This window comes from Arthrobacter sp. Hor0625 (assembly GCF_052567525.1).
On record NZ_CP199586.1, the window covers coordinates 3,414,365 to 3,441,363 of the forward strand.

The window sequence follows — 26,999 nt, forward strand, 5'->3', positions numbered from 1 at the left end:
CAGCAGTGCGTCTGCCAAGCCCGCACTCGTTCCTGCATTCGCACGCACTGAGCGCTTCGAAGAGTCCGCTCTAAGCAAGGCGCCAGGCTCAGGCCAGATCAGGGGCAAAGGTACGCGCAGACTACGTAGCCTTTCCATGGCCGGATTCCGGACTTTCATTAGAGCTAAGCGTTCGCTGGTCTTCGAGAAAATGGGGTACGTCTGGCGCACCCCATGGGATGCCCTCGCGGCCGACAACGAGGATTGGGCGGCGAGCGTTGATAAGTACGTGCTCCGCTCCCCCGTACGCGAGGTCCTTGCCGAGGTCAGCAGCACCTTAGGCGAGCAGACACCCATGCTCTGCGTCGGCGGACGGGTCAACCTTCCACTCACCGAACTCTAAGTGGCTGAGCAAGGCAGGCGCAGAACACATGGAAAGGCTCCTCCCCGAGCTTTGCGCCGCAGTGCTCTGATATCTGCCAGGCCGGGAAGCTCCCCCGCCGGCAAGCCTTAAGCCCGCTTGTCAGTGGCACCGGCAGCAGCAACGCGATGAGGCAGTCATGTACTCGTAGTCGGGTTCCACCTCCTCGTGGCTGGAAGCCGCGGCCGTCTCTTCATCCTCCTCCGCTATCCGGCCCATCATCGCCACGAAACCTCCAGGGTCGTACTTCACCATCCCGGCAGGCTGCGGATAGGGTCCGACAGAGCAAGTACGGATGACGATGCGAAGCGCCAGTAGTCGATGCCATATCGATAAGGTGCTGAAAGATATCCGCGGAGGCCAGCATGGGCTGAGCCGCAAGGACTTCACGGCCGGTGCAGAAGAGTGTGGACAAGGACATTGGGCGGTGTTCCAGTGCGTGACCGCATAGACGAGATCCTGGACACTTTTTCATGCCCCGTGACGATGGCGCTTACAAGACTTGGCTGCGGTGGAAATCCGTGGAGACTGGCGGCCGGCCCATTGGTCGTCGCTCGCCAGTCACCAGAGGTTTCCTAGCCCTCGTAGTCAACACTGCCGATTGACCAAGCCGATACATCCCGAATGTCAACCCGAGTCGGCGCAAGGGTGACCGGGAATCCCCCGTGGTTATGAACCTTTGGACCGCTGAAGTGGATGTACCGCACTTGGCCCTTCAGCAAGGGGTTTGCGGCTTCGTCCTGTTCAAGCTTGCTTGTCTGTTCTGCCTTCAGTTCCTGAAACGCGTCAAGGCCCGTCGCCAGGTAGTCGCTGGCTTCCCGGACGAAGTCCGCCTGCGCCTTCGCCCAAGCGGCTTCGGACACGACCTTGCCAGAAATCATCTGGCCGTCGACAAGTACGGTCATATCGATGGCGCCATCCTCCGCTTCCATGCCGACCCCGAATACGAGACGTAGCACGTTCGTGAGCCGAGGGTCGACCTCGTACCAGGACTGGGCCGCAAAGTTTTCCCGGTACTGCTGCAGCTTTGTCTTTGTCTCGTCGCTGAGGTCGATCTGCTCAGTCTCGTTTTCGGTCATCTGTTCCTCCTGGTCACGTGCTTGGGGCGGGAGCCCTAGAGTGATCGTAGTTGTGACCCCGGCGACCAATTTGCGCGTTCGCCACAAGCGCAGGATTCGAAATGAGCGCGCCCGTTAGCATAGCGGCCGGGCTTCGCGAGCTTACTTGATATCTGATCCCCCGCTCATGTCCCTTGCCAATGAAGACAACTTTCGGGCGTGAGCACGAGGTGAGCACCTACCGACAGGCTATGTTCGAGCGACGACGACTATTGGGGGCCATGGGCAACTTCTCCGACGGCTTTACAGATCGCCTCAGGGGGTTGGCTGAGGAGTCTGCCAAGCCCACGCCGGTGTACAGGTTTGGCGTACGAGACCAGGCAGAAAGCATGCACGGCGCGGTCGAGCAACTTATGAAGTTGCTCCACCGCTGCCCGCGCCAACACGTGACCAGACCGGGGAGCAGCCCGGCATTTAGAGGAAACAAGGCCCTACTCAGGACCATGCAGCGGACAGCGGACCGTCCAGAATGCCGAGGAAGACCGCCGGCGCGCTGAGGCGGATCGCAATGAGCAATCTCTCTTCAGCAAACGCATGACTGCAGTGGCGATCGCTCTTTCGTTCGCCGCCGTGGTCGCGCCGTTCCTCATCTACTTCCTCGATCAAGGCTGGTGGTGGGAAGCCTTCCGCCCCTAATAGGACCGGCGCATGGCGAACGGCAACACTACGCCGGTAGGAAGCTGGGGAGACGGCCACCCACCTGAAGGGCTGGGGCACTGCAGCCTGTCGACCACGTCGGACCTGTACACGCACCCAATCGGCTCCGCGAGCCGGAACGCGGCCGCTCTGGTGCCGTCCGAGGAGGCGACTGCACTCACAGTGCAAACACAAGCCAATATTTCGGGCTGAGTGCAAAAGCAAAACCGCCCCACCACCAGATTACTTCCCAGTGATGGAGCGGTTTTCGACCGGTCGGGCTGACAGGATTTGAACCTGCGACCCCTTGACCCCCAGTCAAGTGCGCTACCAAGCTGCGCTACAGCCCGCTGGTTCCGTCGTTCTCCGCCCCGTGCCACCGTGGGGATTTCTCCCTGCGGTCTTCACTGAGCAGTCCGGCCGAACCACCTTGAAAAGCTTACACGATCCCGGAGGGTGCCCGTGACATTACGCCGCCGCCACGGGCACTTTCCCCTCCGGTGTGTCCGAATTAACGCTTCCGGCTGCGCTTTTCGCGCACCCGCATGTTGACCTCGATCGGTGTGCCCTCGAAGCCGAAGGTTTCGCGGAGCCGGCGGGTGATGAAGCGGCGGTAGCCGGGGTCCAGGAAGCCGGTGGTGAAGAGCACGAACTTCGGCGGCCGGCTGGAGGCCTGGGTGCCGAAGAGGATGCGGGGCTGCTTGCCGCCGCGGACCGGGTGCGGGTGGGCGGCAACCAGCTCGCCGAGGAAGGCGTTGAGGCGCCCGGTGGGGATGCGCTTGTCCCAGCTTTCCAAGGCGGTGTCCAGGGCCGGGACGAGCCGGTCCTTGTGCCAGCCGGTCTTGGCGGAGATGTTCACCCGGGGGGCCCAGGCCACGTGGGCGAGGTCCCGTTCGATCTCGCGCTCCAGGTAGGTGCGGCGTTCGTCGTCGAGCAGGTCCCACTTGTTGAACGCGAGCACCAGCGCGCGGCCGGACTCGATCGCGAGCTGCAGGATGCGGACATCCTGTTCGCTGAGCACCTCGTCCACGGCCAGGAGCACGACGGCGACCTCGGCCTTTTCGAGCGCGCTCTGGGTGCGCAGCGAGGCGTAGAAGTCCGCGCCCTGCGCCATGTGCTGGCGGCGGCGGATCCCGGCCGTGTCCACGAACCGCCAGGTGCGGCCGCCGAGTTCGATGAACTCGTCGACCGGATCGCGGGTGGTGCCGGCGGTGTTGTCCACGACAACCCGCTCGGAACCGGCGAGCTTGTTCAGCAGCGAGGACTTGCCGACGTTGGGCCGGCCGATCAGGGCGATGCGGCGGGGGCCGCCGCTGCGCTCCAGGCCCTCGATCGTGGAGAACTCGGGGAGAGTATCCATGACGTGGTCCAGCAGGTCAGCGACACCGCGGCCGTGCAGCGCGGAGACCGGGTAGGGTTCGCCGAAGCCGAGGCCCCAGAGCGCGGCCGAATCGGCCTCCTGGGCGAAGTCGTCGACCTTGTTGGCGACCATGATGACCGGCTTCTTGGACTTGCGGAGCATCTTCATGACGCTCTCGTCGGTGGCGGTGGCCCCGACGGCGGAGTCCACCACGAACAGGACGGCGTCGGCGAGTTCGACGGCCATCTCGGCCTGCTCGGCGACGCGGGCGTGGATGCCGCGGGCGTCGTGTTCCCAGCCGCCGGTGTCGACCACGGTGAAGTTGCGGCCGTTCCAGTGCGCCGAGTACATGACGCGGTCACGGGTGACACCCGGGGTGTCCTCGACCACGGCCTCGCGGCGGCCCAGGATGCGGTTAACCAGGGTGGACTTGCCGACGTTCGGGCGGCCGATGATGGCCAGCACCGGGTCCAGCTTGACCGGGCCGTCGAAATGCTCGTCCTCGAAGCGGCCGCTGAGCAGGGCCGCGTCTTCCTCGTCCAGCTCGTAGTCTTCCAGCCCGGCCCGGAGCGAGGCCGCGCGGAGGTCGGCTTCCTCGTCGTCCAGGGCGGCGAGGTTCTCCGCCACCTGGTCCGTGCCGGTGGGCGTGTATTCGTCTTCGCCGGCGCCGAAGTTGCCGGGGGTTTGAGTCGTATCGCTCATTGCACTTTCCTTAGGTGGTGATCTGCCGGCGTCCCGGCTACTGCTGTCTGGGGTGGGTTCGGGGCGTCCGCGTCGGGCAGCTGCTGCCCGCTGCTCCGGATGGTGTCCTGGACGTGCCGCGAGAGCGCGGCACGGATCTCGGTTCCCACCCTGTCCATTGAAACACGCCCGGTCTCCCCGGGCCTGCGGCTAACGGTCAGGGCCCCGCCGAAGCTGACGTGCAGCCGCCGGCCGGGCCGCGGAACGGCGTTGAGGTGTTCGCCGCCGATCCGGGTGCCGAGGATGGCGACCGGGATGACGGTGGCGCCGGAGTTCAGCGCGAGCCAGGCGACGCCGTTGTTGATCGAGGCCGCGTCCCCGCTCCCCCGGGTGCCTTCGGGAAGGATCCCGACGCAGTGGCCGGCGTCCAGGATGGACTTGGCCCGCTGCAGCGCTGCGCGGCCGCCGGACCGGTCGACCGGGAGCTGGCCGGAGGCGGTGAGGACCCGGCCCAGGGCGCCGGTGAACATCTCCTGTTTGACCAGGACGTGCATGGGCCGCGGCGCGGCGCCGAACATGACCGGGCCGTCCAGGAAGCTGATGTGGTTGCCGGCGAAGATCACCGGGCCCGCTGCCGGGACGTTGGACCGGCCCCGGACCGTGGTCCGGTACACCAGGTGGTCCAGGATCCAGCCCACCGACCGGCTCCAGGCCATGGTGCCGGCCAGGAACCAGCGGCCGGGGCGCGGCGCCGCGGTTGCGGCCTTAGTCACGGGCGGCTTGGTTGATGGCGGTGTGGCTGATGATCTTGTGCACGATTCCGAGGGCGGCGTCCACGGTCTGTTCGAAGTCCAGGTCCGAGGAGTCGAGGGTCACGACCCCGTCGGCGGCCTGCGTGAAGTTGACCACGGTGGAGTCCTTGGCGTCCCGCGCAGTGACCTGCGCCGCGAGCTGTTCGGCGTTCTGGCTGCCGCCGAGCTGGATGCCGCGGCGCCGCAGCCGGGCTTCCTCGCTGGCGGTCAGCAGCATCCGCACCTCGGCCGAGGGCGCGACGACGGTGGTGATGTCCCGGCCTTCGACCACCATGCGGCGGTGGTGCTTTTCGATCAGTGCGCGCTGCCGGCGGATCAGCTCGGTCCGGGCGCCGAGCGTGGTGGCGACGGCGCTTACCGCGGCGGAGATCGCCGGTTCGCGGATCGCCTCGGTAACGTCGGTGCCGGCGACGCGGACGTAGTCCTCGCCCGGGTTGGTGCTGATCTCCAGCTCGAGGTTCTCCGCGGCAGCTTCGACTGCCGCGCCGTCGGTCAGGTCGGTGCCGTTGTGCAGGCAGGACCAGGTCAGGGCGCGGTACATGGCGCCGGTGTCGAGGTACGCCAGCTTGAGGCGGCGCGCCACTTCCTTGCTGACGCTCGATTTGCCCGAACCGGACGGTCCGTCGATGGCGACGACGAGGCTCTTGCCGGGGCGGACAACGTCCACAGTTTCAAGAAGTTCCTGGGTCATTACTGGAGTACCCGCCATCCACGGTCGTTAAGGGCTTCGATGAGCAGTTCGTGCTTGTTCGGCAGCACGGAGATTTCCACCATGCCGACGTTCTGGCCGGAGGAGTGGTCCAGCCGGAGGTCCTCGAGGTTCACGCCGATTTCGCCGATCTCGGTCAGCAGCCGGGCGATCTGCCCGGGCGTGTCGTCGACCAGGACGGTCAGCCACGAGTACGCCTGCGGCGGGCCGCCGTGCTTGCCCGGGATCCGGGACTGGCCGGCGTTGCCTTCGCTGATCAGCTGGGCAAGGTCCAGGCGGGCGCCCGGTGCGGTCGGGTTCTCCAGGGTGGCGATCAACCGGTTCAGGTCTTCGCGCACGCCGTGGAGGATCTTGACCACTTTCTCCGCGTTGGCGCCCAGGATCTGCACCCACAGCGTGGGGTCGCTTGCCGCGATCCTGGTCACGTCGCGGAGTCCGTTCCCGGCCAGCGAGAGGGCGTGCAGGGGTGTCCCCTGCAGCCGGCTGGCCACGAGCGAGGACATCACCTGCGGCAGGTGGGACACCAGCGCCACGGCTTCGTCGTGTTCCTCGGCGTCGAACTCGGCGACGACGGCGCCCAGGTCCCCGGCCAGCGCGCGCGCCGCCTGCAGTGCCTCGGGCCGGGTTTCCGGCGCGGCGCACAGCACCCACGGCATGGAGGTGAACAGCTCGCCGCGGGCGGCAACCGGCCCGGATTTCTCCCGGCCGGCCATCGGGTGGGTGCCGACGTAGCGGCCCAGGTCGGCGCCGCGGGCGCGCAGCTCGGCCTGGATGCCGGCCTTGACGCTGGCGATGTCGACGACGATCGCGTCCGGGTAGTCCGTGAGGGCCCGGGCCACGACGTCGGCGGTCACGTCCGGCGGCGCGGCGACCACGACGAGTTCCGGGGAGTCGCCGTCCATCCGCGCGGCCGGCAGGCCGGCGCCGATGTCCACGGCGACGGCCTGGTTGGTCGGCGAGGGGTCGGAGAGGAACACGGCCACGCCGCGGCCCCGCAGCCCCAGCCCGATGCTGGTGCCCAGCAGCCCGGTCCCCAGGACGAGGACCGGGCCGTTGAGGTGGCCGCGGCCGTGGGTGCGAAAAGCGGACATGCCTTACAGCCCCACGGATGCCAGCAGGTGGCCGACTTCCTGCTTGCCGAGGTTGCGGATGCTGCCCTGGCGCTGGTCGCCCAGGCCGATCGGGCCGACCTTGACGCGGACCAGGCGCAGCACCGGGAAGCCGACGGCGTCGAAGAGGCGCCGGACGATCCGGTTCTTGCCGGAGTGCAGCACGACCTCGATCAGCACGTGGCCGGGGGTGGAGTCGACGAGGCGGAAGGAATCGACCGCGGCGACGCCGTCCTCGAGTTCGATGCCTGCCTTCAGCTGCGCGCCCACGCCCTGCGGGAACGGCCCGCGGACCTGGACGAGGTACGTCTTGGGCACCTCGTAGGAGGGGTGCGTCAGGCGGTTGGCGAGTTCGCCGTCGTTGGTCAGCAGCAGCAGGCCCTCGGTGGCGACGTCGAGCCGGCCGACGTGGAAGAGGCGTTCGCCGTGCTGGTGGCGGATGAAGTCGCTGATGCAAGGGCGGCCGTCGGGGTCCTCCATGGTGGACACGACGCCCTTGGGCTTGTTGAAGACCAGGTAGACCATGTTCTCGTCCAGCTGGATGCGCAGGCCGTCGACGTGGATCACGGCGGTCTTGGGGTCGACCCGGACACCGAGTTCGGTGACGACCTGGCCGTCGACCTCGACGCGGCCTTCGGCGATCATTTCCTCGCAGACACGCCGTGAGGCGACGCCGGCCGAAGCCATGACCTTCTGCAGGCGGACGCCGTCGGCGTCGTGCAGCTCCGACTGGGGCACGTCCTGGCGCGGGCCGCGCTTGCGGGCCGGCTTGCGGACGGGGCCGAGGTTCTGGCCGAAGCGTTCGCTGCCGAACGCGCGGGAACCGGCGGCCTTCGCCGCTCCGGCGCCGACGCGCGGCTTGGCTTTGGGGGCTCCGGGCGTGCCGGGCACCTTGCCGGCGCCGGGCTTGCGGGCACCGGGCTTGCGTGCCGCCGGCTTGCCGCCCTTGCGCGGGTCAGGCTGCGGGGCGCCGCCGCCGGGAGCGAGGTCCGGGTCGACGAAAGCTTCTTCGCGCGGCTTGGGCCGCTTGAACGGACGGTCGCCGCCGCCCTTGGGGAAGTCGCGCTGGCCGCGGCCCGCGCCGCCCGCACCCTGGGTGCGTGCTGATTGGTGTCCGGCGCTGTTGCGTCCCGAACCGTTACGTGGTGAACCCTGGCGTCCCGCCTGTGTCATGACCCGTCCTTCGTCTGTTTACTGTTCGTGCGTAGGCAGGGGGCACTGCCTACATTCTTCCCGCGTCGTAGTACTCTGCAATGCCTTCGAGCCCGGGAAGATGGGGCGAAAGCTGCGGCAACTCAGCCACCGAGCCGATTCCCATGCGTTCGAGGAAATACGACGTCGTGCGGTACAGGATGGCCCCGGATTCAGGGTCGTGCCCCGAATCCTCGATCAGTCCGCGCTGGGTCAGCGTCCGCACCACGGAATCGACGTTGACCCCTCGAATCGCGGAGACCCGCGCCCTGGAGACGGGTTGGCGGTAGGCGATCACGGCGAGCGTTTCGAGCGCCGCCTGCGTCAGCCTGGCCGTCTGGCCCTCCAGCACGAATTTCCCGACAATGTCGGCGAATTCGGCGCGGGAGTAGATCCGCCAGCCACCGGCGATGTTCCGCAATTCAAAACCCCGGGGGGCGGTATCCGCATCCGGGGTACTACCAGTATAGCCGTTATACTCCCGCTGCAGTTCGTCGAGCAGGTCCTCGACGGCGTCGACGGTCAGGTTCAGGCCGGCGGCCAGCTCGGTGGCCGTCGCCGGTTCGTCGATGACCATGAGCACGGCTTCGAGGGCGGCGCGGGGGCCGCCCGGCAGGGCGGCGAGGTCCGGGCCGGAAGCGTCGGAGGTGTCGGGGACGGGGAAGGGTGCGCTGTCAGTCACGGCTGTTCCTCGTATTCTTCGCTCAGGTTGGCGGTGGTCCAGTCGGCGCTGTCGGCGGTCCAGTGCACGGACAGTTCACCGAGCGGCTGCAGCTGGTCGAAGCCGACGGCCTTGTCCCGGTACATCTCCAGCAGCGCCAGGAAGCGCGCGACGACCACGAGGGTGGATTCGGCGTCGGCGATCAGGGCCCGGAAGGTCAGGGCCTTGCCCAGCCGCAGCCTGAGTCCGATGATTTCGGCCTGCTCCTTGACGCTGACCGGGGACCCGTGCAGGTGCGCCAGGCCCACCTCGGACGGCGCCGCTTCCTTGGGTTTGAGCGCGGCCTCGGCGAGGGCGGCGAACTGCTGCGGGGTGTGCTTCCACACCAGTTCGGGCAGCAGCGCGGCGAAGTGCTCCTCGAGGGCGACCTGCCGGGGGTAGCGCCGGCCCTCCAGTTCCAGGGTGGAGCCCAGAAGCCCGGCCACGTGCTTGAAGGCCTTGTATTGCAGCAGTCGGGCGAACAGCAGGTCCCGGGCTTCGAGCAGGGCGATGTCCTCGTCGTCCTCGACCTCGCCGGCCGGCAGCAGGCGGGCGGCCTTGAGGTCCAGCAGTGTGGCCGCGATGACGAGGAACTCGCTGGCTTCGTCGAGCGCCCAGTCCTCCCCCAGCTGCTGGAGTCCCTTGATGTACTTGATGAACTCATCGGTGACCGTCGCCAGCGCGACCTCGGTGATGTCCAGCTGGTGCTTTGAAATCAGGCCCAGGAGCAGGTCGAAGGGCCCGGTGAAGTTGGCCAGGCGGACCTCGAAGCCCGGCTTCTTCCCGGCCGGCGACAGCTCCGCCGCAGGGGTGAGCGCCACCGCCACGGTCCTGCCTAGGGCGCGCCGCCGCGCGAGATCAGCTCTTTGGCCAGGCGGCGGTAGGCGTCGGCACCGGCGTGGTTGCCGGCGTAGCTGGTGATCGGCTCGGCCGCGACGGTGGCGTCGGCGAACTTGATGGAACGCTTGATGACCGTTTCGAAGACCTTGTCCCCGAACGCCTCCACCAGCCGGGCGATGACCTCGCGGCCGTGCAGGGTGCGGGCGTCGTACATCGTGGCAAGCACGCCGTCGACTTGGAGGCGGGGGTTGAGCCGGTCCTGGACCTTGTCGATCGTCTCCACCAGCAGGGCCACCGCGCGCAGCGCAAAGAATTCGCAGATCAGCGGGATGATGACCCCGTGCGCCGCGGTCAGGGCGTTGACGGTGAGCAGGCCCAGGGAGGGCTGGCAATCGATCAGGACCACGTCGTAGTCGTCCTCGACCTTCTTCAGGGCGCGGTCCAGGACCTGCTCACGGGCCACCTCATTGACCAGCTGCACTTCCGCCGCGGAGAGATCGATGTTGGCCGGCAGCAGGTCCACGTTCTCGACGCCGGTCTGCTGGATGGCGTCGCGGATGTCGACCTTGCGGTCCATCAGCACGTTGTAGACGGTCAGGTCCAGCTCGTGCGGGTTGGTGCCGAGCCCGGCGGAGAGGGCGCCCTGCGGGTCGAAGTCAACCAGCAGGACGCGGCGGCCGTATTCAGCCAGGGCCGCGGCCAGGTTGATCGTGGACGTGGTCTTGCCCACGCCGCCCTTCTGGTTAACCATGGCGATGACGCGGGCCGGGCCGTGGGATGACAGCGGCGCGGGCTCCGGGAAGTCGCGTTGGGGGCGCCCGGTGGGGCCCATGATGGCGTCGTCCAGGTCGAGTCCGGTGCCTTCCAGAGTGGCTGAACCCTGTTCGCTGCTCACGTATCTATCCACACTTTCGATGACGGTGATGTTCGTGCTGGATCCTGCCGGCTGCCTTATTTTGGTGAATGGCTGGTCGTGCTGACTGGCGTAGCTGGCTGGCTGCCTTGCTGGCTGCCTTACCTAACCGGCGGCCGCCCGGCGGGATCGTTATTCCTCCCAAGGTTACAGCCCCCGACACGGGATTCGGCGGACCTTGACAACTGCCGTTCCGCGCGCCTTGACCCTCTGGTAGAGGTCGAGGGTTGCCCGCGGCGGTGCCGCCCGGCAGACAAAACCACCCGGACGCGGGAGCTGCGTCCGGGTGGCTTCGGTGCGTTCAGCCAGATGCTCAGGCGTTGGCGGCGACGGGCTGGGGAGCCGGCTCAGCGGCTGCCGCACGGCCGCCGTGTCCGGCGATCATGGTCTGCTCGTCGAACGGCTCGGCGCCGGAGAGCACGCGCTCGACCTGTCCGCCGTCGATCTCCTTGACCCACGTGCCGATCAGGACCGTGGCCACGGCGTTGCCGGTGAAGTTGGTCAGGGCGCGGGCCTCGGACATGAAGCGGTCGATGCCGACGATCATGCCGACGCCGCCGAGCAGCTCCGGACGGTGCGCCTGCAGCCCGGCGGCCAGCGTGGCGAGGCCGGCGCCGGTGACGCCGGCGGCACCCTTGGAGGCGATGATCATGAAGACCAGCAGCGAGATCTGTGCGCCGAGGTCCAGCGGGGTGCCCATCGCGTTGGCGACGAACAGCGAGGCCATGGTCAGGTAGATGGCCGTGCCATCAAGGTTGAACGAGTAGCCGGTGGGGACGGTGACGCCGACGACCGGCTTGGACACGCCGAGGTGCTCCATCTTGGCGATCAGGCGGGGCAGCGCCGCTTCGGAGGAGGAGGTGGAGAAAATCAGCAGGTACTCGCGGCCCAGGTACTTCATCAGCCGGAAGATGTTCACGCCCGAGACGATCTGGAGCAGGCCGCCGAGGATGACGACGATGAACACGGCGCAGGTGATGTAGAAGGCAACCATGAGGGTGGCCATGCTGATGATGGCCTGGACGCCGGTGGCACCGACGACGGCGGCGATCGCACCGAACGCACCCACCGGGGCGAGCCACATGACCATGATCAGGATGCGGAAGACGAGGGCCTGGCCGTGGCCGATGGCGTTCAGGATCGGGGTGCCCTGCGGGCCCATCTTCTGCAGCGCGAAACCGACCAGGATGGCGGCGAGCAGTGTCGGCAGGACGGGGATGTCGCCGGGGATGATGCCGAGCAGGAAGTCGACGGTGCTGTCCGCGGCGGCCTTCTTGTTCGGATCGTACGGGGCGAGCTTGAGGCCCGCACCCGGGTGGATCAGGTTGCCGACGACCAGGCCGATGGCCAGCGCGAAGGTCGACATGACGATGAAGTAGCCGAGGGCCAGTCCGCCGACCTTGCCGACGGTGGCAGCCTTGGCGATGGAGCCAATGCCGAGGACGATGGTGCAGAAGATGACCGGGGCGATCATCATCTTGATCAGCTTGATGAAGCCGTCGCCGAGCGGCTTGAGCGACTTGCCGAACTCGGGGAAGATCAGCCCGATCAGGGCACCGAGGACGACGGCGACGATGACGGCAATGTAAAGGTAATGGGACTTGTCCAGCCCCTTGCGCTGCTTCGCAAGCGGCGCCGCGGCCTGGGCCGCCGACTCTCCTCGTTGAGAGGCCATGGTGTTCTCCTTGGATAGGCTGGACGGTGATGCGGACTGGGGCGCGCATCACGTCCGTTCTGCGTGTTCCTCCATCATTGGGGATTCAGTGACGCGCATCACCGTTGCGTTCATATTGGTCATGGAGGGTGCAGTTGATCCACCACTGGAGCATTGCCCGCCGCCTGTTCGTGGCCCACCTGTTGTTCATGCTGTCGCTGACGGCGCTGGTAGGGACGGCGACGTTCGTGGATGCCCGGGACCACGCGTACGAAGAGGCGGGCCGCCGGATGGCCGGTGTGGCCACCTCGGTGGCGGACAACCCGCTGGTGCTGCAGGCGGCGGGCGCGGCGGATCCTTCGGCGGCGCTGCAGCCCTATGCCCTCAAGGTGATGAAGGACGCCCGCGCCGATTTCATCACCATCATGGCGCCGGACCGGACCCGGTGGACGCATCCGCGCGACGAGGAGTTGGGCAAGCCGTACATCGGCTCGATCGATGCCGCGCTGCGCGGGGAGGTCTTCACCGAGATCATGGCCGGGACCCTGGGTCCGTCGGTGCGCACGATCGCCCCGGTCAAGGATGCGGACGGCAAGGTCACGGCCCTCGTGGCGGCGGGCGTGACGGTGGGGACGGTGGATGTGGCGTTCTCCGGCCGGCTTCCTGCCCTGGTCGCCATTGCCGTCGCGTTGCTGGCGGGCGGCTCGGTGGCCTCATGGCTGCTCGGCCGGTACCTGCGCAACGTCACGCGCGGCTGGGGACCGGAGCAGCTGGCGCAGCTGTTCGCTTACTACGAGTCGGTGCTCCACTCCGTGCGCGAGGGCGTGATCCTCGTCGACCCCCGGGGCATGGTGGTGATGTACAACGACCAGGCGGCCGCGCTGCTGGGCATTCCGCCGCGGGCCATCGACGGCGGAGCCCCAGTCGGAAAACCAGGCCGCGCGCCGGAGGCGCCCTCGCTGGCGGAGCTGCCGCTGGCGCCGAGCCTCAAGGAGCTGTTCGAATCCGGCCGGAGCGCCAGTGACGAGATCCACCTGACCGGCGACCGGGTGCTGGTCGTGAACCAGGGACCGGCGGTGGGTCCGCGGTCCGCGGCGCGGCAGCGGCCGGCGGCCGGCAGTCCGGTGTTCGGCACCGTTGCCACGATCCGGGACCGCACCGAAATCGAGTCGCTGGGCAGCGAGCTGGAAACCATGCGCACGTTCTCGGATGCCCTCCGCGCCCAGACCCACGAGCACGCCAACCGGCTGCACACGATTGTGTCCCTGCTGGAGCTGGACCGCGGCGGGGAGGCGCTGGATTTCGCCACCCGGGACCTGGAACTGAGCCAGCGGCTGACCGATGACCTGGTCGGCTCCATCGACGAGCCGGTGCTCGCCGCCCTGATCATGGGCAAGGCCGCGGAAGCGCACGAACGCGGCGTCGAACTACTGCTCACCACGGAGGGTGCGACGGCGGTCACCGGGCCGGCGGTCCAGGACCTCGTGGCCATCCTCGGAAACCTGCTGGACAACGCGATCGACGCCGCCGCAGACGCCCCTCCCCCGCGCCTAGTGGAGCTCTCCGTGGCCGCCCGCGACGGCGGCCTGGAGATCACCGTGGAGGACAGCGGGCCGGGCATCGACCCGGATGCGGTCGAGGATGTGTTCCGGCACGGCTTCAGCACGAAGACGCCGGGACCGTTCGGCCGCGGGCTGGGCCTGGCCTTGGTCCGCCAGGCCGTCCGGCGCCTGGGCGGTAGCATGAGCATCACCAGCCCGGCCGGGGCGTTATTCCGGGTCACTTTGCCGGCGGCCGGGACAGCAGAGGAAAAGCAATGAGCGACATCCGCGTACTCGTCGTGGAGGACGAACCGATCGCCGCGGCGGCCCATGCCGCGTACGTCGGCCGGCTGGACGGTTTCACCGTGGCCGGGTCCGCGCCGGACGGGCAGTCCGCGCTGCGCCTGATGAGCGAGCTTTCCGCCGCGGGGCAGCCGGTGGAACTGGTGCTGCTGGATATGAACCTGCCGGACCTGCACGGACTGGACATCGCCCGGCGGATGCGGGCCTCGGGGCTGTTCGCCGACATCATCGCGATCACGGCGGTGCGGGAACTGGCCATCGTCCGCAGCGCCGTCGCGACCGGCGTCGTGCAGTACCTGATCAAGCCCTTCACCTATGCCACGTTCGCGGACAAGTTAGGCAGCTACCGCCAGTTCCGGGAACAGCTGGCCTCCACGGGGCCCGGCGGGACAGGGGCCGGGGCGTCCCAGAGCGACGTCGACCAGGCGTTCGCGAGCCTCCGGGCGCCCTCGGAGCTGCCGCTGCCCAAGGGCCTGTCCGGTTCCACCCTCGACTCCGTGCAGGAGTTCATGCGGCAGCAGTCCGGTGCGGTCTCCGCCAGCGAAGTGATGGAGGCGCTCGGCATGTCCCGGGTGACGGCCCGCCGCTACCTTGAGTACCTGGCCGACGCCGGCACCGTCACCCGGACCGCCCGCTACGGCGCGCCGGGCCGGCCGGAAAACGAGTACCGCTGGAGCCGTCCCGGTTCCTAGGTGTACACATGGCCCGGCCACTCCCCCGCGGGGCGACTCCGTCGAGGTGGCACTTCGCGGCAATGATGCCGGGAAACACCGCCGCGACGAACCACCTCGGCGCGGGTCAGGACGGCCCGGGCCGGATCAGGACGGTCCCGGGCGGAGAACCCCCACCAGCTGGTCGATGACCCCGGCGTCTTCGATGGTCGAGGGCACCACGTAGTCGTCGCCGTCGGCGATCTGCCGCATGGTCTTGCGCAGGATCTTCCCGGAGCGCGTCTTGGGCAGCGCCTCCACGACGGTGACGTGCTTGAAGTCCGCCACGGCACCGATGTCACGCCGGACCAGGGCGACCAGGTCCTTGACCAGGACGTCTTCCGGGACGTCGACGCCGGATTTCAGCACGACGTAGCCGCTGGGGCGCTGGCCCTTGAGCGGGTCCGCGAGGCCGATCACCGCGCATTCGGCGACCGCCGGGTGCTGGCCGATCACCTGTTCCATGGCGCCGGTGGAGAGGCGGTGGCCGGCGACGTTGATGATGTCGTCCGTGCGGCCCATGACGAAGAGATAGCCGTCCTCGTCCCGGTAGCCGGAGTCGCCGGTGGCGTAGCAGCCCTCGAAGGCCTGCAGGTAGGAGGAGATGTAGCGCTCGTCGTTGCGCCACAGCGTCGCCAGGGTGCCCGGCGGCAGCGGCAGGTCCAGGACGATGTTGCCCTCGGTGCCGGCCTCGACCTCATCGCCGGCGCCATCGAGGATCCGCAGTTTGAACCCGGGCATCGGCACGCTCGGCGAACCCGCCTTGATCGGCAGCTGCTCCAGGCCGCGCGGGTTGGCGCAGATGGCCCAGCCGGTCTCCGTCTGCCACCAGTGGTCCACCACCGGGACGCCGAGGATCCGCGAGGCCCAGTGGAAGGTGTCGGTGTCGAGCCGCTCCCCCGCCGCGAAGAGGGTGCGCAGGCTGGAGATGTCGTACTTCTCGAGCAGCTTCGCCTCGGGGTCGGCCTTCCGGATGGCCCGCAACGCCGTCGGCGCGGTGAACAGCACATTGACCTTGTGCTCCTCGATGACGCGCCAGAACGCGCCGGCGTCGGGGGTGCCGACCGGTTTGCCCTCGTAGAGCACGGTGGTGGCGCCGGCCAGCAGGGGCCCGTAGACGATGTAGGAGTGCCCCACCACCCACCCGACGTCCGAGGCGGTCCACATGACGTCGCCGGGGCGGACGTCATAGATGTTGTCCAGCGTCCAGCGCAGGGCGACGGCGTGGCCGCCGTTGTCCCGCACCACGCCCTTGGGCGTCCCGGTGGTGCCGGAGGTATAGAGGATGTAAAGGGGGTCGGTGGCGTTGACGTCGACCGGGGCGGCCGGCTCGGCCGAGGCCAGCTCCGTGTCCCAGTCGAGCCAGCCGTCGTGGTCCGCAGCGGCGGCGGTAAACCCTTCGCGCGCCTTGACCAGCACCGGGATGTGCGGCGCGCCGGCCAGATCGAGGGCCTCGGCGACCGCGGGAAGGTATTCAATCCGGCGGCTCGGCTCGATGCCGCCGGAGGCCGTCACCACCGCGGCGGGGGCGGCGTCCCGGATCCGGGCGGCGAGTTCCTTGGGTGCAAAGCCGCCGAAGACGACCGAGTGGATGGCCCCCAGCCGGGCCGTGGCCAGCATGGCGATCGCCGCTTCGGGGATCATGGGCATGTAGATCACCACCCGGTCCCCCTTGCCCACGCCGCGGCTGCGGAGCACGCCGGCGAAACGGGCCACGAGGTCCGTGAGTTCGGCGTAGCTGTAGCGCTGCTTGGTTCCGAGCATCGCGGAGTCATAGATCAGGGCGTCCTGGTCGCCGCGGCCTTCCGCGACGTGCCGGTCCAGGGCGTTGTAGCAGGTGTTGAGGACCCCGTCGGGAAACCACCCGTACAGCGGGGCGCGGCTGGCATCGAGGGCACGGCCCGGCGGCGTGCTCCAGGCGATCTTCTCGGCGGCCTCAAGCCAGAAGTCCTCAGGCTGCTCCACGCTTCGCTGGTAGCTGTCCCGGTAGCTGTTGGTGAGCATCAAACCATCCCGTCCACGGCGTTGTGATGCAGCTCATGGTAGCGCCGCGGAGGGTCGCGCCACAAGGGCTGTGTATACAGATCCAGTACTTTTATCGGGAAATTGCCCCTTGCACCTCGACTTGCGGGTATTTGTGTATACACTGAAGGGAGTCGACCGAGGAAGGAGACCGGCATGCGCGCCAGTGACAAGGCCTACGCGGCCCTGCGCGACGACATCATCGAGTGGCGCCTGGCCCCCGGCACGGTCCTGACCGAGGTCGAACAGTCCGAGCGCCTCGGCATCTCCCGGACCCCGCTGCGCGAGGCCCTGGGCCGGCTGACGGCTGAAGGCCTGACGGCGGCCGGCGGCCGCGGCGTCGTCGTGACCGACATTTCCCTCGAGGACATCGACGAGCTCTTCGAACTGCGCGAAACCCTGGAGGGCAGGGCCGCCGCCCTGGCGGCCGAGCGCGGCGACGCCGCGACTTTCGAGCAGCTGCGGCGCGAGCTGCTGCACGCGCCCGAGCTGATCGGCGGCACCGAACCGGCACTGCAGGCCTACTACGACCTGGTGGGCCGGCTGGACGCAGCCATCGACGCCGCGATCTCCAACGCCTACCTGGCCCAGGCCATGCGCAGCCTGCGGGTGCACCTGGTCCGGGTGCGCAGGCTCGCCGCGGACGACGCCGAGCGCCTCACCGCCGCGGCCGCCGAACACGCAGCCATCGCCGAGGCGATCGCCGCCGGCAAGCCTCGGCTTGCCGAGGCCGCCACCACCGTGCACCTGCACCGCAGTCTTTCCCACGTCAAAGCCACCCACGTACCGCACCAGAAGGAGCACCATGGTTAAGGAACACCACGTCCGCGTCTACAAGAGCGAGGAAAACCTGGCCCGTGAGGACCAGCTCGCCTACAAGATCGCCAAGGTCGCCGCAGACCCCGTCGAGGTATCTGCCGAGGTCACCGACATGGTGATCAACCGGGTCATCGATAACGCCTCGGTTGCCATCGCTTCCCTGAACCGCGCGCCGATCGTCGCCGCCCGCGCCCAGGCGCTCACCCACGGCCCGAGCACCGGCGGCAAGGGCTCAAAGGTCTTCGGCATCGAGGAACGGGTCGCTCCCGAGTGGGCGGCCTGGGCCAACGGCGTCGCGGTCCGCGAACTGGATTACCACGACACCTTCCTGGCCGCGGACTACTCCCACCCGGGCGATAACATCCCGCCGATCCTCGCGGTGGCCCAGCACGTAGGCTCCAGCGGCAAGGACCTGATCCGCGGCATCGCCACCGGCTACGAGATCCAGGTCAACCTGGTCAAGGCCATCTGCCTGCACAAGCACAAGATCGACCACGTCGCCCACCTGGGCCCGTCCGCGGCCGCCGGCATCGGCACCCTGCTGGGCCTCGACGTCGAGACCATCTTCCAGTCCGTGGGCCAGGCGCTGCACACCACCACGGCCACCCGCCAGTCCCGCAAGGGCGAGATCTCCACCTGGAAGGCGCACGCCCCCGCCTTCGCCGGAAAGATGGCCGTTGAGTCCGCGGACCGTGCCATGCGCGGCCAGACCTCCCCGGTGCCGATCTACGAAGGCGAAGACGGCGTCATCGCCTGGATGCTGGACGGCCCCAATGCCGAGTACACCGTGCCGCTGCCGGAGGACGGCGAAGCCAAGCGCGCCATCCTGGACACGTATACCAAGGAGCACTCCGCCGAGTACCAGGCGCAGGCGTGGATCGACCTGGCCCGCAAGCTGCACGGCGAACACCCTGAGGTGACCGACCCGGCAAATGTCGAGTCCGTGCTGATCAAGACCAGCCACCACACGCACTACGTGATCGGTTCCGGCGCCAACGACCCGCAGAAGTACAGCCCCACCGCGAGCCGCGAAACCCTGGACCACTCCATCCCGTACATCTTCACCGTCGCGCTGCAGGACGGCGCCTGGCACCACGTCGATTCCTACGCGCCGGAGCGCGCCGCCCGGCCGGACACCGTGGAGCTGTGGCACAAGGTCACCACGGTCGAGGACCCGGAGTGGACCCGCCGGTACCACTCCCTGGACATCGCGGAGAAGGCCTTCGGCGGCTCCGTGGAGATCACGCTCAAGGACGGCACCGTCATCACCGACCAGATCGCCGTCGCCGACGCGCACCCGCTAGGCGCCCGTCCGTTCGCCCGCGAGCAGTACGTGAACAAGTTCCGCACACTCGCCGCCGGCCTGGTCGCCGAGGAAGAGATCGAGCGCTTCCTCGCCGCCGCCGCCCGGCTGCCCGAACTCGCCGCCGGCGAGCTTGACCAGCTCAACATCAAGGCCGCCGACGGCGTGATCGACCTCAACGCCGCACCGAAGGGACTCTTCTGATGCTGTACTCGAAGACCACGCCGGAGCAGAAGCGGATCCGCTTCCGCGAGCTGTTGTCCTCCGGGACCATCGCGCAGTTCCCGGGCGCGTTCAACCCCCTCTCGGCCCGGCTGATCGAGGAGAAGGGCTTCGCCGGGGTGTACATCTCCGGCGCCGTCCTCGCCAACGACCTCGGCCTGCCGGACATCGGGCTGACCACGCTCACCGAGGTGGCCACCCGGGCCGGACAGATTGCCCGGATGACGGACCTGCCCTCGATCGTGGACGCCGACACCGGCTTCGGCGAGCCGATGAACGTGGCCCGCACCATCCAGGAACTCGAGAACGCAGGCCTCGCGGGCTGCCACATCGAGGACCAGTTCAACCCGAAGCGCTGTGGCCACCTCGACGGAAAGAACGTCGTGGACCTGGAGACGGCCACGAAGCGGATCCGCGCCGCGGCGGATGCGCGGCGGGACCCCAACTTCCTGATCATGGCCCGGACCGATATCCGTGCCACGGACGGGCTGGAGGCGGCGCAACAGCGCGCCAAGGCCCTGGTGGAAGCCGGTGCGGACGCGATCTTCCCGGAAGCCATGAAGGACCTCTCCGAGTTCCAGGCCATCCGGGACGCCGTCGACGTGCCGATCCTGGCGAACATGACCGAGTTCGGCAAGAGCGCCCTGTTCACCGTGGACGAGCTGGCCGGCGTCGGCGTCAACATGGTGATCTACCCGGTGACGCTGCTCCGTAGTGCCATGGGCGCCGCGGAGCGTACTCTGGAATCGATCAAATCCGACGGCACCCAGGAGGCACAGGTCCCCAGCATGCTGACCCGTGCGCGGCTTTACGACCTCGTGGACTACGAGGCCTACAACCGCTTTGACACCGGGGTCTTCAATTTCCAGATCCCCGGCATCTGAGCCACCCCCGGACTGCCGGCTTTGGCCGGTCCACAGGCGTTAGGAACAAAGGAGTTCAGCATGGCTGAAAACGAGATCAAGAAGGGCCTTGCCGGCGTCGTGGTGGATTACACCGCGGTGTCCAAGGTCAACCCGGAGACCAACTCGCTGCTCTACCGCGGGTACCCCGTCCAGGAGCTGGCCGCCAAATGCAGCTTCGAGGAAGTGGCCTACCTGCTGTGGAACGGCGAACTGCCCACCGAGGAACAGCTGGCGGAGTTCACTGCCGCCGAGCGCGCCGGCCGGGCACTTGACCCTGTCGTCAAACAGGTGATCGACGCGCTGCCGGTTACCTCGCACCCGATGGACGTGTGCCGGACCGCGGCCTCGGTGATGGGTGCCCGCCACCCGCTGGCCGAGGACTCCTCGCGTGAGGCCAACATGGCGAAGGCCGTGGACTTGTTCGCCGCCATGCCGGCCGTGGTCGCCTACGACCAGCGACGCCGGCATGGCCAGGACGTTGTGGAGCCCCGCGATGACCTGGGCTACTCGGCGAACTTCCTCTGGATGGCCTTCGGCGAAGAGCAGGTGCCGGAAGTCGTTGAGGCCTTCAACGTCTCGATGATCCTGTACGCCGAGCACTCCTTCAACGCCTCCACCTTCACCGCCAGGGTGATCACCTCGACGCTCTCGGACCTGCACTCGGCCGTGACCGGCGCTATTGGCGCCTTGAAGGGACCCCTGCACGGCGGCGCCAACGAGGCCGTGATGCACACCTTCGACGAGATCGGCATCCGGCAGGAGGAGTCCCTCGAGGAAGCTGCGGTCCGGGCGAAGGCCTGGATGGAAGATGCCCTCGCGAAGAAAAGGAAGGTCATGGGCTTCGGCCACCGCGTGTACAAGCACGGCGACTCCCGGGTTCCCACCATGAAGGCCGCGCTGGACAAGATGATCGCGCACTACGGCCGCCCGGAACTGCTGGGGCTCTACAACGGCCTCGAGACTGCGATGGACGAGGCGAAGGCCATCAAGCCGAACCTCGACTACCCGGCCGGACCCACGTACCACCTGATGGGCTTCGACACCCCCACCTTCACTCCCCTGTTCGTGGCCAGCCGGATCACCGGCTGGACCGCGCACATCATGGAGCAGCTGGACGCGAACTCGCTGATCCGCCCGCTGAGCGAATACAACGGCGTGGAAGAGCGCCACGTGCCGTAAGCGTCCCGGGGCAGCAAAAAGCGCGGGCCGGCCACCTTTTCAAAGGTGGCCGGCCCGCGCTTTTGGTTTGGGCTGCCTCAGCCCTGGTTGATCTTCAGGGAGGAGATCATGCGCTTGGCGTTCAGGTACTCCGGGGTCTGCATGTAGGCGCGGGCCGCGTCCATCGAGGGGAACGTCTTGACACCCTTGTGGTTCGGGGCAGCGTCGGTGTTCCCCACGTTGACCTGGAAGGCGTCGGCGAAGGAGAACAGCGGCAACTCCTCCGGTCCGGTGACGACGTTGTAGAACATGCAGGTCATGTTGTTGGTCATGGCCAAGGTGTCCGTCAGGCCGAACGACGCCGTCACCTGGTGAGGTTCCTGGAGCGCGCGGAAGGCGAACCGGGGTGTGACGGAGCCCTTGGCGGGCTGGTGCGGAAGGTCCACCTCGGCTGAGTCGAGCACTGTGTAGGGCACGGGACCCTGGCATGCGCCGCCGATGCCGCCGGAGGGCCCGAAGGTCAGGGAAGCGATCACCAGGCCGGATTCGTCCGCCACGTCGACATAGATTCCCTCGAAGCCCGCGCTTGCCGGCGGCCGCTGGGTAGCGCGCCACTCGGGCGGGTAGTCGAAGCTGACTTTTGAATTGGTGCTCGTGAAGGTCTGCCACGCCCCGGCGGTCGGGGCGGTGGAGGCGGCGGCCGCGGTGGACGGGGTTGCGGACGGGGACACCGTTTCCGAGGCCGCTTCGGACGGCGAGGGCGTCGTCGTAGCGGAGGCGGATTCGGTCGCGACGGGAGCCGTGGAGGCTGCAGCCGGGGCCGGGTCTGCAGGACGCATATTGCTGGCGACGGCGACACCTCCGGCGACGACCGCCAGTGCAAAGACAACGACGGCGGCGGCGAGGGGCCAGCGTCTGCGGGCGGCAGGATCCTCCGCGGGGACGTCGTCGTAGTCCTGGCTGCCGGGAAGGTTGTTGTTCTGCGGATCCATGCTGTTACCCCAAGTTGGTTCGTGTGCCGCTCGGCCGTGAGAGAGGCAGCGCCCGTTCACGGGGCGCAGCGCTCGAGGCCTAGGCTACCGGCCAGTCGGCCGGTTTGTTTGCGGCACAGCTATGAGCCGCGGCAATTGTTGCCACGGCGTTATGGATCAGGCCGGGGTGGCGGGATACCGGACGGACGCCACGGTCTCGTTGTCGTCGTTGAGCACCACGACGGCATCGACAATTTCGCCCGCCAGTGCCGGCGGGAGCCAGTGTTCCGCGTCCTGCCACATGCGCTGCAGCGGGAGCGCGGCGGCGTCGAACCATTCGGGCGTGATCTCCGGGCTCTCGGCGGGCTCGCCTTCCCAGCGGCGGGCGGTAAAGAGCCGGCAGCTCATGTTCCATTCGGGGCGGGCCGGGAAGATGAACTCGACGGCACCGGCGTGGGCCAGGTCCTCCTGGTCCACGACGACGCCGGCTTCTTCCCAGACCTCGCGGACCACGGCTTCGACGTCGCTCTCCCCCGCCTCCACATGGCCGCCGATGCCGACGATCTTGCCGGTACCGAAACCCGTGCGCTTCAGGCCGAGCAGAACCTCGGTGCGGTCCTGGCGGTCCCGGAGCAGGAAGCAGAGAGTGACCGGTGTGTACGCCATGTGCACCAGCCTAGTAGCTGCCGTCCCGGGCCCTAGTTATTTGCCAGCCGGGCCGTCGCCGACCAACTTCGGCCGCAGCTCGACCGGAATCCCCTTCTCCGCAAACTCCTTGTCCATGGCCTGCTGCGCCGTGAGCCCCTGGTTGTTCATCGCCTGAGATTCCCAGTCGAAGACGCTCGACCAGGCTTGCTGGTAGTCGACGAGAAAACGCCCGTTTTGCAGTTTGCCGATGTTAAACCAGGTGTTGCCCCCGTCGAGTTTCATGGCCTTCGCCCCCTCATCCGAGGTGGAGTAGGCGAGCCAGCCGTCGGCGCAGCCGAGCACGGTGTAATACTGGCGCTCGTTGGCGGGCACCGGTCTGATCGCCCGCACCTGGTCACTCCACTGCTGGTCGACGTAGGCCATGGTGCAGGGAACGCCACCGGTGGTCAGGGCTGCGGCGGTGGTATGTGTGGGCGTTGGGGTAGGTGTGGGGGTAGGGGTGTTCGAGGCGCTGGCCGACGGGCTGGGCGAGGGGCTGACGGACGTGGGCGCCGTCGGGACGCCGGTTTGGGCGGGTCCGGGTGCCGGCTGGCCTGTGAGGGTGCCGCCCAACGCCACTGCCGCGACAACGGCGGCTGCGGCCACCAGCGTGGCCGCCGCGGCCCGGACGGTGTTGCGCCTTGCCGGCGTGCGCCGTGCCAACTGGACGACGTTGGGGTCCGTGGACAGGACGGCAGAGCGGGCGGCCTCGCTGCCCGGTGCGACGGCCGGTGCGCCGACGCGCGGTTTGGCGTCCTTCATGAGCTGTTCGATGCGGTCCACGGCTAGTCCTTCCGTTCGGTCATGAGTTGGGTCGGCGCGGCCTTCTCGAATGCCCGGCGTGCGCGATGCAGGCGGACTGCTGCGGCCGAAGGAGAACATCCCAGCGCCTGGGACAGTTCGGCGGTGGTCAGGTCGTCCCAGTAGCTGAGCATGAGGACTTCACGATCACGTTCCCTCAGCCGCGCCAGGACATCCGCGACGGCGGACCGTTGCTCCGTGTCCGGCCCGGGGTCCTGGATGCGAGCCTCGTCTTTTAGCCGCTCTACCAGTTCCTGGCGGCGACGGCGGCCCTTATATTCGTTGCCGATCACGTTCCGGGCGGTTGCCAGCAGCCAGCCGATGCCGGGCGGCTCAGCGAGCTGCTTTTCCCAGGCAATCCTGAAAACATCCGCAGCGAGTTCTTCGGCGCGGTGCTGGTCGCTAATACGGCAGGCGATATAGCTGAAGACCCGCGCGGAATGTTGCGCGTGCAGGTCGATGAACGCCTGTTCTTTGGCAGCCAACATGGTGTTTCCCCCGGACATCGGATGACGTGGTCTCGCCCCCTTAGTTTCCCGAACCCGGGGATTTCTTACACGGGGCTCGCCGCCGTCATCGGGAGTTGGCCAGCAAGTCCCCCGCCAGAGACAGTGTGGCGGGATCCTGCCAGAGGTCCGGAGGCGTGGGCCAGTCGGGTTCGTCTGATTCGTCGGGTTCGTCCGGTTCGGGGGCCGCGAAGCGGTACCAATCGGGGAAGGGGTCCTCGGGAAGTTTCGGGTCCAGGTACGGTTCGGGGTCTGGTGGCGGGCAGTCGGCGTCGGACAGGCGTCGCCAGGTGTCCGACCAGGCACCATCGGACGGTAGCGGCCAGGTGTCGGACGAACCGACGTCGGGCACCACGGCATCGGGCCACTGAGGTGGTTCCCAGTCCTGCTGTTCGCTGCGGTACCGGCGTCCGGTGGGCGAGATCCATGCCGGGGGTTCTTGAGGCGTGGCCGGCCTGGGAGTCCAGGCGGTGGTGTGTTTGAGGCGGTGGTGTTTGCGGCAGGGCTGGCCCAGGTTGCTGATCCCGGTGGTCCCGCCGTCGGCCCAGGCCAGCAGGTGGTCCGCCTCGGTGTCCAGCGAGGAGTTGTTGCAGGCCGGGAAGGTGCATTTGGCGTCCCGCAGCCGGAGCCAGTGCCGCATCGCTTTCGGTATCCGGTAGCTGGTGCGGCCGATTTCCAAGGGCGCGCCGTCTCGCGGATCAGTCAGCACCCGATAGAACGAATCTGCGCCGTCCGCCACGAGCTTTCGGGCGGCCGACGGCGGGATCGGGCCGTAGCCGTCCAGCATCGCCGGCTCGTCGGTCACTCCCAGCAACGACAGCACCGGGACCGTGACCAAAACCTGCGCCCGCGGCACCGGGACCCCGGCCGCTGTATTGCCGGCCAGCGTGGGCGATGCATTGGCGTCCGCGCCGCCGGCCGCAATGCCGGCACTGCCGCCGGAGCCGCCCGTAAGGAGTACGGCCGCCGCAACGTCAGCCCGCAGCTGGGCCAACGTTCTGGGCTCTTCCGGGCCCTGGAGGGCGCGGGAGGCGGCGGTGAGTCGATCGAAGATCCCCGACGCGGCCGCTGCCGGCAGGTACATGTTCAGCCACGCCATCCCGTCCCGGTCCGGGACGAACTCGACCCGCCGGTCGGCGGTGCTGCGGGTGTGCCGGACCTCCATGCTGAGCGGATGGTGGCGCTCACGCCAGGTCCGGGCCTTGGCCCGGAAACGTCCCGGTGCCAGCTCTCCCGCGAAACAACCACGGGCCGGCGAAGAAGCGTTCGGGTCAAGGAAATGGGCCTCCAGACATCCCGCCGCGGCAGGCGGGAGGCCCGCGGTCTCATTGACCATGATGCGGGCGTGCTGCCAGGACACGCTCCCGGAACCCAGAGCCTCGAGCGTCAGCGGCAGCGAGGTTGTCAGGGCCAGCGCATCGGAAATCAGCGAAGAGGCGGAGCGCTCACTGACGGTCAGCACACCCGCGACCTCCGCCACGGTGCTCATCTCCCGGGCCGTACAGTCCTGCGGCGTGGCAGCCGGCCCCGCGAGAACCTCGGCCAGGCCAACGTACCCGGCAGCCAGGTGGACCTTGAGCGCCGCGACTCGAGACTCCACCCGGGCCGCCTCGGACAACCCGTCCAGGCAGGCGTCGGCAAGCAGCCGCACCGGATCGGCATCGGGGTTGGAGTGGGTTGTGCGGTCGGGACCATCAAGGAGAGCCTCAAGGGCGGCGGCGGACTGCCTCAGGGCCGCTGCTGCCGCCCTGAGGTCCGCTGTGAAAGCATCTCCGCTCTCCATGTCTTCACACTAGAACGGACCACCGACATTAATAGGGCGAGCGGTTGTCTAGCGGCGGGACTCTGCCACAGATTCGCAGTAACCACAGTCCAGCCACACACCGGCCAACGCCAGCCCACCAGGCTCGCCCTGGACCTCGTCCGAAATCCGGTCGGAGCCCCGCGGTCCCCTAGCCCAGTGCCCGGGGGTGGGCCGCGGCGTAAATTTCGCGGAGGGTGTCCGCGGTGACGAGGGTATAAACCTGCGTCGTGGTCACGGACGCGTGGCCCAGCAACTCCTGGACCACCCGGACGTCCGCGCCGCCTTCCAGCAGGTGCGTGGCAAAGGAGTGGCGCAGGGTGTGCGGCGAAACGTCTTTGGTGATGTTGGCCTTCTCGGCGGCGGCCTTGAGGATGGTCCAGGCGCTTTGCCGGCTGATCCGCCCGCCCCTGGCATTGAGGAACAGCGCCGGTGTGCCTTTGCCTTTGGCTGCCAGGAGCGGTCGGCCGCGAACAAGGTAGGCGTCCAACGCACGGGCGCCGTAGGACCCCAGGGGCACCAGGCGCTCCTTGGAGCCCTTGCCGAAGAGCCTGACGATGGCCGGGCCGCCCGCGCCCGTGCCGCTAGCGCCCACGCCGTCAGCGCCCACGCCGTCGGCGCCTTGCGCATCATCGCCCTGCAGCGCGACGTCGTCGACGTCGAGGCCGACGGCCTCGCTGATCCGGGCCCCGGTGGAGTAAAGGAACTCCAGGAGCGCGCGGTCGCGCAGGCCGGTGGCCGTATCGGTGCCCGCCGCTTCCAGGATGCGCGTCACCTCGTCGACGCTGATGGCCTTGGGCAGCCGCTTCCCGGGCATCGGCGGATGGACATCGCTGGCGGGGTCGGCGGCCGTGACCCCTTCCAACGCCCAGAATTTGTGCAGGCCGCGGACCGCGACCACCGTCCGCGCGGCCGAGCGCACGCCAAGCGGTGACCCGCCGTCGGACCCGTCCGCGAGGGCCTGGACGAACGCGGTGACGTCCCGGCGGGTGATCTCCTCGGGACGTTGCCGCCCTGCCTGGGCCAAGTGCCGGGCATACCGGGCCAGGTCCCGCCGGTAGGCGGCCAGGGTGTTCGCGGCTAGTCCGCGTTCCACGCCCATGTGCTGGAGGTAATCGGTCATGGCC

General features: G+C 68.2%; 24 protein-coding genes and 1 tRNA gene. 7 read left to right on the top strand and 18 right to left on the bottom strand.

Annotated elements, in window-relative coordinates:
* Nucleotides 1-190: 190 nt before the first annotated feature.
* Nucleotides 191-382: a hypothetical protein gene (locus ACTWLI_RS15665; protein WP_445154674.1), complete on the top strand. Its 192-nt coding sequence runs from the start codon at nt 191-193 to the stop codon at nt 380-382.
* A gap of 593 nt (nt 383-975) precedes the next feature.
* Here the strand turns inward: ACTWLI_RS15665 and ACTWLI_RS15670 are convergent.
* The 11 genes from ACTWLI_RS15670 to ACTWLI_RS15720 form a co-directional block, all read right to left on the bottom strand.
* Entirely contained in the window at nt 976-1,479 is a 504-nt protein-coding gene (locus ACTWLI_RS15670) for a hypothetical protein (protein ID WP_445154675.1), read from the bottom strand.
* A gap of 951 nt (nt 1,480-2,430) precedes the next feature.
* Nucleotides 2,431-2,504 (bottom strand) — tRNA-Pro (locus tag ACTWLI_RS15675).
* A 161-nt stretch (nt 2,505-2,665) separates the two neighbouring features.
* Nucleotides 2,666-4,216, bottom strand: a complete 1,551-nt coding sequence (gene der, locus ACTWLI_RS15680; RefSeq protein WP_445154676.1) for a ribosome biogenesis GTPase Der — start codon at nt 4,214-4,216, stop codon at nt 2,666-2,668.
* Nucleotides 4,213-4,911, bottom strand: a complete 699-nt coding sequence (locus ACTWLI_RS15685) for a lysophospholipid acyltransferase family protein (protein WP_445156207.1) — start codon at nt 4,909-4,911, stop codon at nt 4,213-4,215. Before ACTWLI_RS15685 ends, der begins: the two co-directional genes overlap by 4 nt.
* A gap of 49 nt (nt 4,912-4,960) precedes the next feature.
* On the bottom strand, nt 4,961-5,698 hold the full coding sequence (gene cmk, locus ACTWLI_RS15690) for a (d)CMP kinase (RefSeq protein WP_445154677.1): 738 nt from the start codon (nt 5,696-5,698) through the stop codon (nt 4,961-4,963).
* Complete coding sequence (locus ACTWLI_RS15695) at nt 5,698-6,807, bottom strand: prephenate dehydrogenase (protein WP_445154678.1); 1,110 nt, start codon at nt 6,805-6,807, stop codon at nt 5,698-5,700. The genes cmk and ACTWLI_RS15695 overlap by 1 nt, the downstream gene beginning before the upstream one ends.
* Before the next feature lie 3 nt (nt 6,808-6,810).
* The gene (locus tag ACTWLI_RS15700) at nt 6,811-7,998 is read right to left on the bottom strand and encodes a pseudouridine synthase (protein ID WP_445154679.1); all 1,188 of its coding nucleotides are present in this window, start codon (nt 7,996-7,998) and stop codon (nt 6,811-6,813) included.
* Nucleotides 7,999-8,047: 49 nt separating this feature from the next.
* Nucleotides 8,048-8,593, bottom strand: a complete 546-nt coding sequence (gene scpB / locus ACTWLI_RS15705; RefSeq protein WP_445156208.1) for an SMC-Scp complex subunit ScpB — start codon at nt 8,591-8,593, stop codon at nt 8,048-8,050.
* A gap of 101 nt (nt 8,594-8,694) precedes the next feature.
* Nucleotides 8,695-9,537, bottom strand: a complete 843-nt coding sequence (locus ACTWLI_RS15710; RefSeq protein WP_445154680.1) for a segregation and condensation protein A — start codon at nt 9,535-9,537, stop codon at nt 8,695-8,697.
* 14 nt (nt 9,538-9,551) lie between these two features.
* A complete protein-coding gene (locus tag ACTWLI_RS15715) occupies nt 9,552-10,451 on the bottom strand; it encodes a ParA family protein (protein WP_056740860.1) in 900 nt (299 codons plus the stop codon).
* Between the two features lie 331 nt (nt 10,452-10,782).
* Nucleotides 10,783-12,144: a cation:dicarboxylate symporter family transporter gene (locus ACTWLI_RS15720; RefSeq protein WP_445154681.1), complete on the bottom strand. Its 1,362-nt coding sequence runs from the start codon at nt 12,142-12,144 to the stop codon at nt 10,783-10,785.
* Nucleotides 12,145-12,278: 134 nt separating this feature from the next.
* Between ACTWLI_RS15720 and ACTWLI_RS15725 the strand changes: the two genes are divergently transcribed.
* Together ACTWLI_RS15725 and ACTWLI_RS15730 are read left to right on the top strand one after the other, a co-directional pair.
* The gene (locus ACTWLI_RS15725) at nt 12,279-13,943 is read left to right on the top strand and encodes a sensor histidine kinase (protein WP_445156209.1); all 1,665 of its coding nucleotides are present in this window, start codon (nt 12,279-12,281) and stop codon (nt 13,941-13,943) included.
* A complete protein-coding gene (locus tag ACTWLI_RS15730; RefSeq protein ID WP_056740854.1) occupies nt 13,940-14,659 on the top strand; it encodes a response regulator in 720 nt (239 codons plus the stop codon). The genes ACTWLI_RS15725 and ACTWLI_RS15730 overlap by 4 nt, the downstream gene beginning before the upstream one ends.
* A 126-nt stretch (nt 14,660-14,785) precedes the next feature.
* On the opposite strand, the gene ACTWLI_RS15735 is transcribed toward ACTWLI_RS15730, so the two are convergent.
* On the bottom strand, nt 14,786-16,681 hold the full coding sequence (locus tag ACTWLI_RS15735; protein WP_445154682.1) for a propionyl-CoA synthetase: 1,896 nt from the start codon (nt 16,679-16,681) through the stop codon (nt 14,786-14,788).
* Between the two features lie 174 nt (nt 16,682-16,855).
* Here ACTWLI_RS15735 and ACTWLI_RS15740 point away from each other — a divergent pair, with 174 nt between their 5' ends.
* From ACTWLI_RS15740 to ACTWLI_RS15755, 4 genes are read left to right on the top strand one after another with little or no spacing between them, the layout of a single operon-like run.
* Nucleotides 16,856-17,512 carry a GntR family transcriptional regulator gene (locus ACTWLI_RS15740; RefSeq protein ID WP_445154683.1) on the top strand — a complete coding sequence of 219 codons (657 nt, stop codon included), beginning with the start codon at nt 16,856-16,858 and terminating at the stop codon, nt 17,510-17,512.
* The gene (locus tag ACTWLI_RS15745) at nt 17,505-19,025 is read left to right on the top strand and encodes an MmgE/PrpD family protein (RefSeq protein WP_445154684.1); all 1,521 of its coding nucleotides are present in this window, start codon (nt 17,505-17,507) and stop codon (nt 19,023-19,025) included. Before ACTWLI_RS15740 ends, ACTWLI_RS15745 begins: the two co-directional genes overlap by 8 nt.
* Nucleotides 19,025-19,927 (top strand): methylisocitrate lyase, encoded by a 903-nt coding sequence (gene prpB / locus ACTWLI_RS15750; RefSeq protein ID WP_445154685.1) that lies wholly within the window; start codon nt 19,025-19,027, stop codon nt 19,925-19,927. Before ACTWLI_RS15745 ends, prpB begins: the two co-directional genes overlap by 1 nt.
* Nucleotides 19,928-19,987: 60 nt before the next feature.
* Nucleotides 19,988-21,127, top strand: a complete 1,140-nt coding sequence (locus ACTWLI_RS15755) for a bifunctional 2-methylcitrate synthase/citrate synthase (protein WP_445154686.1) — start codon at nt 19,988-19,990, stop codon at nt 21,125-21,127.
* 77 nt (nt 21,128-21,204) lie between these two features.
* On the opposite strand, the gene ACTWLI_RS15760 is transcribed toward ACTWLI_RS15755, so the two are convergent.
* From ACTWLI_RS15760 to xerD, 6 genes are all read right to left on the bottom strand, one after another.
* A complete protein-coding gene (locus tag ACTWLI_RS15760) occupies nt 21,205-22,098 on the bottom strand; it encodes a hypothetical protein (protein WP_445154687.1) in 894 nt (297 codons plus the stop codon).
* A 156-nt stretch (nt 22,099-22,254) separates the two neighbouring features.
* Nucleotides 22,255-22,743 carry an 8-oxo-dGTP diphosphatase gene (locus ACTWLI_RS15765; protein ID WP_445154688.1) on the bottom strand — a complete coding sequence of 163 codons (489 nt, stop codon included), beginning with the start codon at nt 22,741-22,743 and terminating at the stop codon, nt 22,255-22,257.
* A 36-nt stretch (nt 22,744-22,779) separates the two neighbouring features.
* Nucleotides 22,780-23,547, bottom strand: a complete 768-nt coding sequence (locus ACTWLI_RS15770) for a hypothetical protein (RefSeq protein WP_445154689.1) — start codon at nt 23,545-23,547, stop codon at nt 22,780-22,782.
* A gap of 2 nt (nt 23,548-23,549) precedes the next feature.
* Nucleotides 23,550-24,053 carry an RNA polymerase sigma factor gene (locus tag ACTWLI_RS15775; RefSeq protein WP_445154690.1) on the bottom strand — a complete coding sequence of 168 codons (504 nt, stop codon included), beginning with the start codon at nt 24,051-24,053 and terminating at the stop codon, nt 23,550-23,552.
* A gap of 85 nt (nt 24,054-24,138) precedes the next feature.
* Complete coding sequence (locus ACTWLI_RS15780) at nt 24,139-25,854, bottom strand: DUF222 domain-containing protein (protein ID WP_445154691.1); 1,716 nt, start codon at nt 25,852-25,854, stop codon at nt 24,139-24,141.
* Nucleotides 25,855-26,023: 169 nt separating this feature from the next.
* Nucleotides 26,024-26,995, bottom strand: coding sequence for a site-specific tyrosine recombinase XerD (xerD, locus tag ACTWLI_RS15785; RefSeq protein WP_445154692.1), 972 nt, complete (start codon nt 26,993-26,995; stop codon nt 26,024-26,026).
* Nucleotides 26,996-26,999: the final 4 nt, after the last annotated feature.